17 protein-coding genes and 1 other RNA gene are annotated in these 13,113 nt (G+C 66.8%); 12 read left to right on the top strand and 6 right to left on the bottom strand.

The window, feature by feature from the left end; translation table 11 throughout:
- The first annotated feature begins 111 nt into the window (after positions 1-111).
- From LZ605_RS19485 to LZ605_RS19450, 8 genes are all read left to right on the top strand, one after another.
- Entirely contained in the window at positions 112-333 is a 222-nt protein-coding gene (locus LZ605_RS19485; protein ID WP_005410898.1) for a TIGR02449 family protein, read from the top strand.
- Entirely contained in the window at positions 330-626 is a 297-nt protein-coding gene (locus LZ605_RS19480) for a cell division protein ZapA (RefSeq protein ID WP_005410899.1), read from the top strand. The genes LZ605_RS19485 and LZ605_RS19480 overlap by 4 nt, the downstream gene beginning before the upstream one ends.
- 143 nt (positions 627-769) lie before the next feature.
- Positions 770-955, top strand: a non-coding RNA gene (gene ssrS / locus LZ605_RS19475) — 6S RNA.
- An 83-nt stretch (positions 956-1,038) separates the two neighbouring features.
- Positions 1,039-1,632, top strand: a complete 594-nt coding sequence (locus LZ605_RS19470; RefSeq protein WP_249842963.1) for a 5-formyltetrahydrofolate cyclo-ligase — start codon at positions 1,039-1,041, stop codon at positions 1,630-1,632.
- On the top strand, positions 1,629-2,108 hold the full coding sequence (locus LZ605_RS19465; protein WP_249842962.1) for an EVE domain-containing protein: 480 nt from the start codon (positions 1,629-1,631) through the stop codon (positions 2,106-2,108). Before LZ605_RS19470 ends, LZ605_RS19465 begins: the two co-directional genes overlap by 4 nt.
- A gap of 23 nt (positions 2,109-2,131) precedes the next feature.
- Positions 2,132-2,779 carry a ribose-5-phosphate isomerase RpiA gene (rpiA, locus tag LZ605_RS19460; protein WP_249842961.1) on the top strand — a complete coding sequence of 216 codons (648 nt, stop codon included), beginning with the start codon at positions 2,132-2,134 and terminating at the stop codon, positions 2,777-2,779.
- Between the two features lie 21 nt (positions 2,780-2,800).
- The gene (locus LZ605_RS19455; protein ID WP_249842960.1) at positions 2,801-3,244 is read left to right on the top strand and encodes a DUF192 domain-containing protein; all 444 of its coding nucleotides are present in this window, start codon (positions 2,801-2,803) and stop codon (positions 3,242-3,244) included.
- A gap of 166 nt (positions 3,245-3,410) precedes the next feature.
- Positions 3,411-4,256 (top strand): SirB1 family protein, encoded by an 846-nt coding sequence (locus LZ605_RS19450; protein ID WP_249842959.1) that lies wholly within the window; start codon positions 3,411-3,413, stop codon positions 4,254-4,256.
- 39 nt (positions 4,257-4,295) lie between these two features.
- Here the strand turns inward: LZ605_RS19450 and LZ605_RS19445 are convergent, their stop codons facing one another.
- A complete protein-coding gene (locus tag LZ605_RS19445; RefSeq protein WP_057497622.1) occupies positions 4,296-4,520 on the bottom strand; it encodes a rubredoxin in 225 nt (74 codons plus the stop codon).
- Between the two features lie 34 nt (positions 4,521-4,554).
- On the opposite strand from LZ605_RS19445, the gene thiE reads away from it, so the two are divergent.
- Together thiE and hemL are read left to right on the top strand one after the other, a co-directional pair.
- Entirely contained in the window at positions 4,555-5,181 is a 627-nt protein-coding gene (thiE, locus tag LZ605_RS19440; RefSeq protein ID WP_249842958.1) for a thiamine phosphate synthase, read from the top strand.
- 16 nt (positions 5,182-5,197) lie between these two features.
- Positions 5,198-6,487 (top strand): glutamate-1-semialdehyde 2,1-aminomutase, encoded by a 1,290-nt coding sequence (gene hemL, locus LZ605_RS19435; protein ID WP_249842957.1) that lies wholly within the window; start codon positions 5,198-5,200, stop codon positions 6,485-6,487.
- Positions 6,488-6,593: 106 nt separating this feature from the next.
- Here hemL and azu read toward each other — a convergent pair whose 3' ends face one another.
- A complete protein-coding gene (gene azu, locus LZ605_RS19430) occupies positions 6,594-7,043 on the bottom strand; it encodes an azurin (RefSeq protein ID WP_249842956.1) in 450 nt (149 codons plus the stop codon).
- 122 nt (positions 7,044-7,165) lie between these two features.
- On the opposite strand from azu, the gene LZ605_RS19425 reads away from it, so the two are divergent.
- Positions 7,166-7,768, top strand: coding sequence for an HAD-IA family hydrolase (locus tag LZ605_RS19425; RefSeq protein ID WP_249842955.1), 603 nt, complete (start codon positions 7,166-7,168; stop codon positions 7,766-7,768).
- A 71-nt stretch (positions 7,769-7,839) separates the two neighbouring features.
- Here LZ605_RS19425 and LZ605_RS19420 read toward each other — a convergent pair whose 3' ends face one another.
- Positions 7,840-9,066, bottom strand: coding sequence for an acetylornithine transaminase (locus LZ605_RS19420; protein WP_249842954.1), 1,227 nt, complete (start codon positions 9,064-9,066; stop codon positions 7,840-7,842).
- A 63-nt stretch (positions 9,067-9,129) separates the two neighbouring features.
- Between LZ605_RS19420 and LZ605_RS19415 the strand changes: the two genes are divergently transcribed.
- A complete protein-coding gene (locus LZ605_RS19415) occupies positions 9,130-10,002 on the top strand; it encodes an ion transporter (RefSeq protein WP_249842953.1) in 873 nt (290 codons plus the stop codon).
- A 63-nt stretch (positions 10,003-10,065) separates the two neighbouring features.
- Here LZ605_RS19415 and LZ605_RS19410 read toward each other — a convergent pair whose 3' ends face one another.
- From LZ605_RS19410 to LZ605_RS19400, 3 genes are all read right to left on the bottom strand, one after another.
- Complete coding sequence (locus LZ605_RS19410; protein ID WP_249842952.1) at positions 10,066-11,016, bottom strand: YiiG family protein; 951 nt, start codon at positions 11,014-11,016, stop codon at positions 10,066-10,068.
- 159 nt (positions 11,017-11,175) lie between these two features.
- A complete protein-coding gene (locus tag LZ605_RS19405) occupies positions 11,176-12,168 on the bottom strand; it encodes a YiiG family protein (RefSeq protein ID WP_249842951.1) in 993 nt (330 codons plus the stop codon).
- 92 nt (positions 12,169-12,260) lie between these two features.
- Positions 12,261-13,079 carry an SDR family oxidoreductase gene (locus LZ605_RS19400; protein ID WP_249842950.1) on the bottom strand — a complete coding sequence of 273 codons (819 nt, stop codon included), beginning with the start codon at positions 13,077-13,079 and terminating at the stop codon, positions 12,261-12,263.
- Positions 13,080-13,113 lie beyond the last annotated feature (34 nt).

Genomic DNA, 13,113 nt, shown 5'->3' with positions numbered 1-13,113 from the left:
GCGCCCGTCAGACCCGGTAGTGTAGCAACCCGACGGCATCCTCCCCGTGGCCGTCCAGCCCTGCTGCGACGGCGCTTGACCGCCCTCACCCCGCTTGCCTATCGTGCCCGCATGGAACCCGCCGATCCCCTTGCCCAGCTGCAGGACTTCGCCGCCCGCGTGGAAGCGTTGCTTGAACGCAACCAGCGCCTGGCCGAGGAGAACCGCAGCCTGCGCCACCAGCAGGAACAGCTGGTGGCGGAGCGCTCGACGCTGCTGGCCAAGAACGAGCAGGCACGCTCGCGGGTGGAAGCAATGATCAGCCGGCTCAAATCCCTGGAGCAGCACACATGAGCGCCGAACCGGTCAGTGTCCGCATCCTCGATCGTGAATACACCGTAGGCGTCGGCGGCGATGAGCGCGACAGCCTGATGGCGGCCGCGCGCCTGCTCGATGCACGCATGCGCGAGATCCGCGGCAGCAACCGCATGGCCGCCGTGGACCGCGTGGCGGTACTGGCCGCGTTGAACCTGGCCCACGAACTGCAGCTGCTGCGCGACGAGAACGCCCGCCAGGCCGTGGCCCTGCAGCAGACCCTGGCCGACCTGAACCGGCGCCTGGACCGCGCCATCGACGGCACCCCGTAAAAGGGGACGGAGGGGATCAAGCCGTATTCGCCCCATCCGTGCTGAACGCGTCTTAATCCCCTCCGTCCCCTTTTCTGAATTGGCACGGACTGTTGCCGACGAACGGCCTATCCAGAATCTGCGCGCTGGCTATAATGGCCACGCGTTCTCTGCGGTACTCGACGGCATGTGCAAACATTCGCCTTGTCCCTTAAGAACGACACCGGGAGCGCGACAGCGCCGGGAGTGCAGGTCCGCCTTGTAGCGGGAAGCCCGATGGTTCTCCAGCGTTCCCACTTGAGCCCCCGGGTTCAAGGTCGTTTCGCATGCATCGACATTGCGGAGAATGCAATATTCCAGCAAGGGCGGCGTCTTCGGGCGTCGCCCTTGTTCTTTGCGGCACAATGGCGGCTGTTCCTTGCCGCACGCTGCCATGACCGACCCGCGCCAGGCCCTGCGCCACGACCTGCGGCAACGCCGCCGCGACCTCACCGCCGCTGCGCGCATCGCCGCGGCCGAATCCCTTGCCGATGCCCTGCTGGCGCTGCCGTTCGCCCCGCGCGAAGGTGCGGTGGCCGGCTACTGGGCGCTGGATGGCGAAATCGCCCTGCACCGCTGGCAGCTGCAGTTGCCCGAAGGCGTCAGCTACTGCCTGCCGGTGCTGGCCGGCGAGGTGCTGCGTTTCGCGCCGTGGCAGCCGGGGCAGCCGCTGACCAGCAACCGCTACGGCATTCCCGAACCCGACGTGGCGCTGGAAGACACGCTGGAACCGTCGCAGATGGCGCTGGTGGTAACCCCGTTGGTGGGCTTTGACACGCAGTGCCGGCGGCTGGGCATGGGGGGCGGCTGGTATGATCGCAGCTTCGCCTTCCGCCACGACCGGCCGGCGCCGCCCTGGCTGGTCGGTGCTGCCTTCGCGGTGCAGCAGGTCGAGTCCTTGCCGGTGGCGTCGTGGGACGTGCCGGTGGATGCGATCTGCACCGAAGACGGCACCCTGTTCCCCTCCGCTGCCCCCGTGAACGCATGACCGCCCGCAAGCGCTACTGGCTGATGAAGTCCGAACCGGACGCCTTCTCCATCGATGACCTGGCCAAGGTCAAGGTCGAACCCTGGAACGGGGTGCGCAACTACCAGGCGCGCAATTTCATGCGCGACGGCATGCAGGTCGGCGACGGCATCCTGTTCTACCACTCCAACACCAAGGTGCCGGGCATCGTCGGCCTGGCCACGGTGGCCAGCACGGCCTATCCCGACGATACCCAGTTCGACCCGACATCCGACTACCACGACCCCAAGAGCACGCGCGAGAACCCGCGCTGGATGCTGGTGGACGTGGCCTACGACCGCAAGCTCAAGCAGGTGATCGCGCTGGACGAGATCAAGCTGCACGCCGACGAGCTCGGCGAAGGTTTCCCGCTGGTTGCCAAGGGCAACCGCCTGTCGGTGTTCCCGGTGACCGCCGCGCAGTGGAAGCTGCTGCTGTCGCTGGAAAAGAAATCCTGATTCCCTGCCTGAGAGTTCTTCCCATGTCCGAAGCCAAGCGCCTGGCCGCCGAGAAAGCCATCGAGTACGTTGAAGACGGCATGATCGTCGGTGTCGGCACCGGGTCCACCGTGGCCTATTTCATCGATGCCCTGGCCCGCATCCAGCACCGCATCAAGGGGGCGGTGTCCAGCTCCGAGCAGAGCACCGCGCGCCTGAAGCAGCACGGCATCGAGGTGATCGAGCTGAACCACAGCGGCAACCTGTCGCTGTACGTGGACGGCGCCGATGAGTGCGATCCGGCCAAGTGCCTGATCAAGGGCGGCGGTGCCGCCCTGACCCGCGAGAAGATCATCGCCGAGGCCAGCGAGCGTTTCATCTGCATCGTCGATCCGAGCAAGCAGGTGCCGGTGCTGGGCAACTTCCCGCTGCCGGTGGAAGTGATCCCGATGGCGCGCAGCCTGGTCGCCCGCCAGATCCGCGACATGACCGGTGGCCAGCCGACCTGGCGCGAGGGTGTGGTCACCGACAACGGCAACCAGATCCTGGACATCCACAACCTGCAGATCACCGATCCGGAAAAGCTGGAGCGCGAGCTCAACCAGCTGCCGGGCGTGGTCTGCGTCGGCCTGTTCGCGCGTCGCCGCGCCGATGTGGTGATCGTCGGCGGCGAACCGCCGATCGTGCTCTGACCCTCCTGAAGGATCCTGACGATGTCGCTGTTGCGTTCGCTGCTGATGCTTCCCTTGCTGGCGCTGGCCGGCTGCGCCACCGATGCGGCCCGCCACTGGGTCGAGCTCGATGGCGCCCGTTACCAGGTCGAGCTGGCCACCAATGACGAGACCCGTGCGCGCGGGCTGATGTTCCGCGACCAGATGGCGGCCGACCACGGCATGCTGTTCATCCACGACCGCGAGGAAATGCAGGCGTACTGGATGAAGAACACCAAGATCGCGCTGGACATCCTGTACTTCGACAACGAACGCAAGCTGGTGAGCCAGCAGCGCGACGTGCCTCCCTGCTCGGCCGGCGACATGTGTCCGCCCTACCCCAGCGGCGGCCCGGCGCGGTACGTGCTGGAGCTCAACGCCGGCCAGGCCGAGAAGCTCAAGCTCAAGGACGGCACCGCGTTGACCTTCGGCCCAGGCATCGAGTAACAGGGTTCTGCCGGGCTACGCCCGGCACCCGCGGTTGTGCCGGCCGCTGGCCGGCAATCCAACCCGACCGGGGTCAGATCCCTTTCGCAAGCGAAAGGGATCTGACCCCTGAATTTTTCACGCGACACTGCTTGAAACCGTCTGCGAATGACGCCAGTCTGTGGTCATGCAGGACCGGATCACACTCCCCGACTGGGATGCACTGGCCGACCTCGAAGACGGGGCGCTGCCGTTGTTGCCGACCGCGCTGCTGATCGCGCGCGATGAATACCCCGATCTGCAGCCGTCCACCTACGACGCGCTGATCCAGAGCCATGTCGATCACCTCCGCTCGGAAGTGGAGAGCATCGACAGCAGCCCGTTGAAGATGGCCGCGATCAACCGCCACCTGTTTGACGAACTGGGCTACAGCGGCGACCACGACGAGTACTACGACCCGCGCAACAGCTATCTCAACCAGGTGTTCGAACGACGCCTGGGCAACCCGATCTCGCTGGCGCTGGTGCAGATGGAAGTGTCGCGACGGCTGGGCATCCCGCTCGATGGCGTGTCTTTCCCCGGCCATTTCCTGGTGCGCCTGCCGGTAGACGACGGTGTGCTGGTGATGGACCCGTTCAATGGTGGCCGCCCCCTGGATGTGGACGAACTGCGCGAGCGGGCCAAGTCACATCTGGGCGGGCAGATGCCCGATGACCAGGTGCTTGCGCAAATCCTCGACCCGGCTCCCTCGCGCGCGATCCTGATGCGCATGCTGCGCAACCTGCACGGCGTGTATGCCGAAGCGGGAGAATGGGACCGCGCCGCGCGCAGTGCCGACCGCCTGCTGAAGCTGGCCCCGGACCAGCACGACGCCCTGCGCGACCGCGGCCTGGCCTACCTGCAGCTGGAGTACCTGGCCGGCGCCCGCCACGACCTGGGGCAGTACCTCAAGCGCAATCCCGAGGCCAGCGACGCGCAGTGGCTGCGCGAGAAGCTGATCGACCTCGGCGGGCCGATGCCGCGGCTGCATTGATTTGCCGGTGCGCGGACCAACGGTCCGCACCCACCCGCCTCAATCGACCTCGACCATCTCGAAATCGGCCTTGCTCACCCCACAGTCGGGGCAGGTCCAGGTCTCGGGAATGTCCTCCCAGCGCGTGCCCGGCGCGATGCCCTCTTCCGGCAGGCCGTCCGCTTCGCGGTACAGAAAGCCGCAGACCACACACATCCAGGTACGCAAGGTGGTGGGGGTGGCATCGCTCATCGGATAATCGGGGCTGGATTCACGGGCCGCCATTGTCCCATCGCGGCCCACGCACCGGTAGCCATCGATGACTTCTGCTTCCCCGGCGCCCCGCGGCGTCTACCTGATCACCCCGGACGAGCCGGATACCGCGCGCCTGCTGGACCGCACCGCGCCGCTGCTGGCCGCCGGTGCCACCTGGCTGCAGTACCGCAACAAGACCGCCAGCGATGCCCTGCGGCAGGAACAGGCGACGGCCCTGCAAGGCCTGTGCGCCGCCCACGGCGTGCCGCTGATCATCAACGACGATCCGGTGCTGGCCAAGGCCGTGGGCGCCGCCGGCGTGCATCTGGGCGGCACCGACGGCGACATTTCCAGCGCGCGCGCCCTGCTCGGGCCCGATGCCATCATCGGCGCCTCCTGCTACGACCAGCTGGCCAGTGCCGAAAAGGCCGTGGCCGCCGGTGCCACCTATGTGGCCTTCGGCGCGTTCTTCCCGACCACCACCAAGGTCACCACCAGCCGTGCCCATACCGATCTGCTGCGGCAAAGCGCCGCACTGGGCGTGCCGCGGGTGGCGATCGGCGGGCTGACCCCGGACAATGTCGGTCCCATCATCGAAGCCGGCGCCGACCTGGTGGCCGTGGTCAGCGGCATCTACGCCGCACCGGACCCGGTCGCAACCCAGCGCGCCTTCCTCGCCCAGTTCGCGTAATGCCCAGGAAAGCCCCATGAACCACGACCAGTCCCACGCCCTGTTCTCCCGCGCCCAGCAGCTGCTGCCCGGCGGCGTCAATTCCCCGGTGCGCGCGTTCAAGTCGGTGGGCGGTGAGCCGTTCTTCGTCGAGCGCGCCGACGGTGCCTACCTGTACGACGTCGACGGCAACCGCTACATCGACTACGTGGGTTCCTGGGGCCCGATGATCGTCGGCCACAACCACCCGGCCGTGCGCCAGGCGGTGAAGCGGGCGATCGACAACGGCCTGTCGTTCGGCGCGCCGTGTGCGGCCGAAGTGACCATGGCCGAAACCATTACCCGGCTGGTGCCGTCGTGCGAAATGGTGCGCATGGTCAACTCGGGCACCGAAGCCACGTTGTCGGCGATCCGGCTGGCACGCGGTGCCACCGGCCGCAATCGCATCGTCAAGTTCGAAGGCTGCTACCACGGGCACGGCGACTCGTTCCTGGTCAAGGCTGGCAGCGGCATGCTGACCCTGGGCGTGCCGACCTCGCCGGGTGTGCCGGCCGGCCTGAGCGAACTGACCCTGACCCTGCCCTACAACGATTTCGAAGCCGCCACCGCGCTGTTCGAACAGCAGGGCGAGGACATCGCCGGCCTGATCATCGAACCGGTGGTGGGCAACGCCAACTGCATTCCGCCGCGCGCGGGCTACCTGCAGCACCTGCGTGAACTGTGCACGACGCATGGTGCGCTGCTGATCTTCGACGAAGTGATGACCGGCTTCCGCGTGGCGCTGGGCGGCGCGCAGGCGCACTACGGCATCACCCCGGACCTGACCACCTTCGGCAAGATCATCGGCGGCGGCATGCCGGTGGGTGCCTATGGCGGCCGCCGCGAACTGATGCAGCAGATCGCCCCGGCCGGCCCGATCTACCAGGCCGGCACGCTGAGCGGCAATCCGGTGGCGATGGCCGCCGGCCTGGCGATGCTGGAGCTGGTCCAGCAGCCAGGCTTCCACGCCGATCTGGCCGAGCGCACCGCGCGCCTGTGCGCCGGCCTGGAAGCGGCTGCCGCCGAGGCCGGCGTGGCCGTGACCACCACCCGCGTGGGCGCGATGTTCGGCCTGTTCTTCACCGATGAAACGGTGGAGACCTACGCACAGGCCACCGCCTGTGACATTGCCGCCTTCAACCGCTTCTTCCACGCAATGCTGGAACAGGGCGTGTTCCTGGCACCGTCGGCGTACGAGGCCGGCTTCCTGTCCAGCGCACACGACGACACGGTGATCGAGGCGACGCTGGCCGCTGCACGCGTAGCGTTCAAGGCCGCGAAGGGCTGAGACACCTCCTGGTAGGTGCCAACCTTGGTTGGCACTGCCGCAGCGGGTAGGTGCCAACCTTGGTTGGCACAGAGCCGTCGAGCATGGCTCGACGCTGCAAACGGCATCAACCGAAGACGAGCTTGCCCTTCATCATCGCGAAGTGGCCGGGGAATGAGCAGAAGAAGGTGTAATCGCCGCCCTTCTGCAGGCCCTGCGTAGAGAAGCGCACGCGCGTGGTCTCGCCACCACCGATCACCCTGGTGTGCGCCAGCACGCGCTTGTCGGCCTTCGGCAGATAGCTGTCGGCCAGAGTCATGCGCATGCCGGCCATCGCCACCGGCTGGTAGTCGGCAGTGCGGGTCAGCACCCAGTTGTGGCCCATCGCGGTGGCGGCCAGCTTGCCGGTGTGGCGCAGGGTCAGGTCCACCGCACTGCAATCGGCGGCCACCTTGATCTCGCGGCTGCTGAAGCTCATCTGGTCAGTGCTGTCTATGCTCACCGCACACACCCGCGCCAGCGCCGACGGCGCCAGCATCAACGCGCCCAGTCCCACTGCGATCATCCAAGCCTTCATCGTTGTATCTCCTGCCGGTTCAAGCGCCATTCTAGGCAGGTGCCCGCAACCTGCGCTGCGACCGTCTGTCGCACGCCCGCTCCAGGGTTTCCGCGCCCGCATGTCGATGGCATGCTCGGCCAATGCAGATCGATCTGTTGCTGCTGGATGTGGATGGCGTGCTGGTGCGGTACCAGCGCGCGCAGCGCGTGCTGCAGCTTGCGCACGCACTGGACGTGCCGACGCAGGCGGTGCAGGCCGCGCTCTACGACAGTGGGCTGGAGGCGGCGCATGACGACGGCACGCTGGATGGCCCCGCCTATCTGGAGCGGCTGGCCTTACAACTGGGCAGGAGCGTGGATGTGCCCGCCTGGATCGCCGCCCGCCAGGCCGCCAGCCACCCGCAGCAGGCAGTGCTGCACCGGCTGGAAAGGCTGCAGCTGCCGATGGCGGTGCTGACCAACAACGGCGCGCTGATGAAACAGGCGTTGCCCATCCTGCTGCCGGAACTGTTCCCTGCCCTGCAGGAGCGTGTTTTCTGCAGTGCGGATTTCGGCCTGCGCAAGCCGGCACCGGAGGTGTTCCTACGCACGCTGGAAACACTGGGTGTGGCGCCTGCACACACGCTGTTCGTCGATGACCTGTTTGCCAACGTGCGCGGCGCACGTGCCGCCGGCCTGCACGCGGAAACCGTGCGCGACGGCCGTGGCCTCGGCAAGGTGTTGAAGCGCTACGCGGTGAGGTAGCGCCGGGCCATACCCGGCGTTCCCTGTTCCCCTACGCTCGCCGGGCATGGCCCGGCGCTACCAAATCGGCCTCAGCGCGCCGCGACGAACGCGGCAATCGCTGCGCGCAGTCGCTTGAGGCCTTCGGCCACTTCTTCGTCGGTGATGTTCAGCGATGGCACGAAGCGCAGCACGTCCGGGCCGGCCTGCAGAGTCAGCAGGCCCTGCTCGGCCGCCTGGTCGAGGATCGCACCGGCCTGGCCGGCGAAGTCCTTGCTCAGCACCGCACCCAGCATCAGGCCGCGACCACGCACCTCGCTGAACACGCCGAACTCGTCGTTGATGTGCGCGAAGCCATCGCGCAGTGCCTTCGACTGGCGGCTGACGTTGGCGGCGATCTCCGCCGAGGCCAGCTTGCGCAGCGCCACGCGGGCCACCGCAGCGGCCAGCGGATTGCCGCCGAAGGTGGTGCCGTGCGCGCCGAACTGCATGGTCTCGGCCACCTTCGGGCCGGCCAGCATCGCGCCGATCGGGAAGCCGCCGCCGAGTGCCTTGGCCAGGGTGACCATGTCCGGCACCACGTCATCCTGCCAGTGCGCGAACAGCGTGCCGGTGCGGCCCATGCCGGCCTGGATCTCGTCCAGCACCATCAGCGCATTGTGCTGGTCGCACAGTTCACGCACGCGCTTGAGGAAACCGGACTTGGCCGGCATCACGCCGCCCTCGCCCTGGATCGGCTCCAGCATCACCGCAGCCACGTCGCCGGCGGCCATCGCGGTTTCCAGCTGCACTTCATCGTTGAAGTCGATGTAGCGGAAGCCACCGGGCAGCGGCTCGTAGCCTTCCTGGTACTTCGGCTGGGCAGTGGCGGTCACCGCGCCCATCGTGCGGCCGTGGAAGCTGCCGCGGAAGGTGATGATGACGCGCTTGTCGGCCGGACGACCCTGGCTGGAGGCCCACTTGCGGACCATCTTGATCGCCACTTCGTTGGCTTCGGCGCCGGAATTGCACAGGAACACGCGCTCGGCGAACCGGCTGGCCTTGACCAGCTCCTCGGCCAGGTGCAGCGGCGGTGCGCTGTAGAACACGTTGCTGGTGTGCCAGAGCTTGCCGGCCTGTTCGACCAGCGCGGCCACCAGGTCCGGATCGTTGTGACCCAGGCCGCACACGGCGATGCCGGCGGCCAGGTCGATGAATTCACGGCCCTGGCTGTCCCACACGCGGGCGCCCTGGCCTCGCTCCAGAACCACCTGGCGGGGCTTGTAGACCGGCAGGTAGTAGTGCGAAAGGGAGATCAGCGGATCGGTCGCGGCGGTCATGGCAGTCGGCAAGGTTCAGGAATGCCCATTCTCGCGCCGGAACCCCTGCGGCACAATGCGCCCATGCGACCGTTTTCCGCCCCCCAGCTGAACCCCGCCACCGAGACCGGCTGGCGCCGTCGGTGGTTCGACATCATCTACCGCCACGACTCGCGGCCCTCGCGCAATTTCGACCTGATCCTGGTGGTGGCCATCGTCGCCAGCATCCTGGTGGTGATGATCGACAGCGTGCAGCACCTGCATGCCGAATGGTCCACCGGGCTGTACATCCTGGAATGGGGCTTCACGATCATCTTCACCGCCGAGTACCTGCTGCGGCTGGCGGTGGTCCGGCGACCACTGCGCTATGCGGTGAGCATCTGGGGCATCATCGATCTGCTGTCGATCCTGCCCGCCTACCTGTCCTTGTTCGTGCCCGGCGCGCAGAGCCTGCTGGTGGTGCGCGCACTGCGCATCCTGCGCGTGTTCCGCATCCTCAAGCTGACCCGCTACATCGAAGAAAGCGGCCTGCTGATGACCTCGCTGTGGCGCAGCCGGCGCAAGGTGCTGGTATTCCTGTTCACGGTGATCACCATCACCATCATCGCCGGTGCGCTGATGTATGTGATCGAAGGACCGGAGCACGGCTTCACCAATATTCCGGCCAGCATGTACTGGGCGGTGGTGACCATGGCCACGGTCGGCTTTGGCGACATCGTGCCGCAGACCGTGCTCGGCCGCTTCGTCACCTCGGTGCTGATCCTGATCGGCTACAGCATCATCGCCGTGCCCACCGGCATCTATACCGCCGAACTGGCCAGCACCATGCGCGAAGCCGAGCTGGCGGCGCGCCGTGATGCCCGCGGCTGCCCGCATTGCGGGCTGGAAGGCCACGAGCCGGATGCACGGCATTGCCGCAAGTGCGGCGGTGAACTGCCCGATGCGTTCAACCATTGACGGGTTCGCCGGGCATGGCCCGGCGCTACCCGTAGGCGGTCACGCATGGTTGCGTGCCGTTGCTCACCTCATGCGGTTGCTGGTGGTCACCAGATCGTTGTAGGCGTCCAGGATCGTCGACTGCGCTCCTTCAGGATCGGTGGTAAGCCAGCTGCCCGATGCCTTGCGCTCGGCAGCCAGCCCTTCGGCGGTGATCGGCTTGCCCTGCTGCAGACGCTCCACGCCGCGCCCGGCCGTGCGCACCAGCTTGTCCGCCGAACGCTGCACGTGGCCCCACATCGGGTCGTCCTTGCCCACCCCGGAATTCTGGATTTCCGTCACCAGCGCCTGGTAATCGGCCAGCTGCGTGCGCAACGCCGGCAGGTCCGGTGCGTCACCCTGGAAAGCCGTGGCCAGCTGCTTGCCATCGCCCAGCAGGCGCAGGTGGTAATAGGCCAGCGAACGGCCTTCGCTCTCCTCGATCTGCTTCAGCTGTGCCGCGCGACGATCGTTCTCGTTCTTCTCCAGTGCCGCATCCAGTGCCTCGCTGGCCTTGAAGAAACCGGCATAGGCCTGCATCAACGGCGCGTGCTGGCTGCGCAGGCCCTCACCGCCATCGCGGCGATAGTCCTCACGGGTGAAGTAGCCGTCGGCGCGTTCGATCAGCGCGTACAGCGACTGGAAGGCCTGCTGGTAGTCACGCGCTGGTGCATCCAGCGCGGTAGACGGGGTCTTTGCCAGCGCATCGGTCAGCGCCTGGCCGCAGTACTCCACGCGGTGCGACAGCACCTTGCCCGGTGAGCGCGGCTGCGTTTCCTTGCCGGTCGGACCGGCTTCGGGATCCTTCATCCAGCCGGTGTAGGTCTGGAAGCCTTCGTGGATGGGTTGTTCAACGCCGTTGTAGCACTCGATGTAGGCGTTGACCTTCTCCAGGCCGGGATCGGCCGCCGCCGGTCCCGGCACTTTGTCGCAACCGGCCGTACCGACCAGCGTGCCGAGCAGAAGAAGGGGAAGCAGGCGTACAGAAGCGTTCAAATCGATTCCTTGCAGAAAGAGGCGGTAGGTATCCTCGCGCATGGCGCAAGCACCCGCATCGGCGGCCTCGGGAAGGCCCCACCGTTCGAGAGTGTGCGATGCGATGCGTCGCAATCGACCTGTTCGATTGCGACACAAATGACGCGATGGAGGCTGCGGTTACTGGCGGTTGCTCTGGAAGACCAGCGTGTTGTATTCCTGCATCAGCTTGCTGGCCGAACCGCGCGGGGCCATCGAAGGCGAGTCCAGCATGCGACGCTCGAAATCGCTGTAGGGCGTCTTGCTGCTGACCCGCTGCAGGCGCTCCTTGCCCTCCCGGCGGAAGTTCTCGGCTTCGCGCTCGAAGCTGTTCCAGTCCAGCTTGCCCGGTTCCTGATCGGCCACCTTGGCATGCGCTTCGTCGGAAATGCGGTTGAACGCATCCAGTCGTTCACCGGCCTTGGCCGGATCAAAGTCGTCCTCGCTCATCAGCTCCACGATCGCCTTCGCTTCCAGCATCATTGCCAGGCGGTAGTACTCGCGCGTGCGCCCCTCGGCCTGTTCCAGCACCTTGAGCTGCTCGCGCTGGGCCGCGTCGTTCTGGCGCTCCAGCTCGGCATTGAACGCTTCGCTGGCGACCACGAACGCCTTGAAGGCCGCCATCAACGGCGCGTGCATCTGCTTGCCCTTGGCAAACTGGTCGTCCTCGTAATCCTGGCGATCGTAGTAGTCGTGGGCATCCTTGCTGACCGGCACCAGCGCCTTCAGCGACTGCTGATAGCGGCCCGCGGCGGCATCCAGATCGGCCAGTGCCGGCTTGGCAGCGATCGCCTCGCTCACCGGGGCGTCGCAGCGCTTCATGTCGTAATCGCTGATCTCCGACGGGCCGTACACCTGCGTCTCGCGCCCGGTCGGGCCCGCGTCCACGTCCTTGATCCAGCGCGTGTACGACTCGATGCTGCGGTGAGTCTTCGAATCGAGTGCGTTGAAGCACTCGATGTAGGCATTGAGTTTGGCAGTCAACTGCTGCTGCGTATCGGACAGCGTCGCGCCGCTGCCCGGCTTGGCGGCCGGTCCGCTTTCACCCGCCGTTGCGGGCGACTTGCCGCCGCAGGCAGTCAGGATCAACGACAGCGAAGCGGCCAGCGCCGCAGTGGAAAGCGTACGTGTCATGTGCTCACATCCTTGTTGAAAACGATTACATCCAAACATTCTAGCGCAGCTGGCCGAAGGCCGCAGCCCTCGGCCGGTGTTCAACGCAGTTCTCAGTCCAGGAACAGGTCCGGCAGCAATGGCCGCGACGGATCCACCGCATAGCCGGCAAGATCGGTGATGCCGGCCTGCGCCAGCACGTCATCGTCGATCAGGAACTGGCCGTGGAAACCCGCCGCCTCGCGCACCAGCACCGCATGCGCGGCGTCGGCCATGATCTGCGGCGTACGGCAACCGGCCGCGTCCACGCCGGGAATCATGTTGATCGCATCGGTGGCAATCACCGTGCGCGGCCACAATGCATTGACCGCCACGCCCTGCGGGCCGAATTCCGCGGCCAGGCCCAGGGTGACGAAGCTCATGCCCATCTTGGCCAGCGTGTAGCCGGTGTGCGGCGCCCACCACTTCGGTTCCAGGCTGGGCGGCGGGGCCAGGGTGAGGATGTGCGGGTTCGGCGCCTGCAGCAGATATGGCAGGCAGGCCTGCGCGCACAGGAAGCTGCCGCGCGCGTTGACCTGCTGCATCAGGTCGAAGCGCTTCATCGGCGTATCCAGCGTGCCGCGCAGCCAGATCGCACTGGCGTTGTTGACCAGGATGTCGATGCCGCCAAAGGTATCCACGGTGGCCGCCACCGCCGCCTGCACCTGTTCTTCCTCGCGGATGTCGCACTTCAGGGCCAGACCCTGGCCACCGGCGGCCGTCACGGCTTCGGCCGCGCTATGGATGGTGCCGGGCAGCTTCGGATTGGGCACCGACGACTTCGCCGCGATGGCGACGTTGGCGCCGTCGCGCGCAGCGCGCAACGCGATGGCCAGGCCGATGCCACGCGAGGCACCGGTGATGAAAAGGGTTTTGCCCTGCAGACTGCCCACGTTCCACACTCCAGCGTATGCAATGAGCCGCTAG

This window comes from Stenotrophomonas maltophilia (assembly GCF_023518235.1).
Lineage (GTDB): Bacteria > Pseudomonadota > Gammaproteobacteria > Xanthomonadales > Xanthomonadaceae > Stenotrophomonas.
The sequence above is the reverse complement of the archived record's forward strand: the minus strand, read 5'-3'. Positions and strand labels throughout refer to the sequence as shown.